1 protein-coding gene is annotated in these 567 nt (G+C 68.8%); it reads right to left on the reverse strand.

Going from position 1 to position 567, the window contains the following annotated elements:
• Positions 1-14 precede the first annotated feature (14 nt).
• Positions 15-567 (reverse strand): HNH endonuclease signature motif containing protein (locus PQI23_RS13940; RefSeq protein WP_339975564.1); only part of this gene is annotated, 553 nt, incomplete at its 5' end.

The raw sequence follows: 567 nt of genomic DNA on the forward strand, positions 1-567 counted from the left end.
GGCCGGGCTCGTCGCTAGAACGGATGGGGCTGTTCGTTGCGCTCGGCGCGCGCGAACCGCACCCGGCTCGGAGGCCGGTCACGTATCCGAGCACCCGTAGGGCTCGTCCAACACAGGTCCCCATCCCCGCTCTGACGCACCCGCCACCCCGAGTGATGCTTCAGCACATGATGCCCACGACACAGATGCGCCAGGTTCTGCGTCGATGTGGCACCCCCGAGGGCCGCATCGATCGTGTGGTCGAGATCGCAACGCGACACCGGCACCCGGCACCCGGGAAACCGGCAGTGCTGATCCCTGGCCGCGAGCAGGCGACGCATCTGCTCACTCGGACGATACCGATCGACCGACAGAACACTCCCGGAGCACGCATCGACCGTGACGCGCTCCCACACCGGCGCCTCCCCGGCAAGGCGCCTGGCTGATTCCAACGGAACCGGCCCCGCCCCGGCGAGCTCAGCCACAACGACGCTCACGCTTTCCGTGTCGAACGCTTCGAGCGTCTCGAACGCGCCGAGCGCTTCGACAGGCACGACGACCTGCACCCGCGCACGCACCGCTTCCACG

It is taken from the genome of Leucobacter sp. USCH14 (assembly GCF_037619215.1).
Taxonomy (GTDB): domain Bacteria; phylum Actinomycetota; class Actinomycetes; order Actinomycetales; family Microbacteriaceae; genus Leucobacter.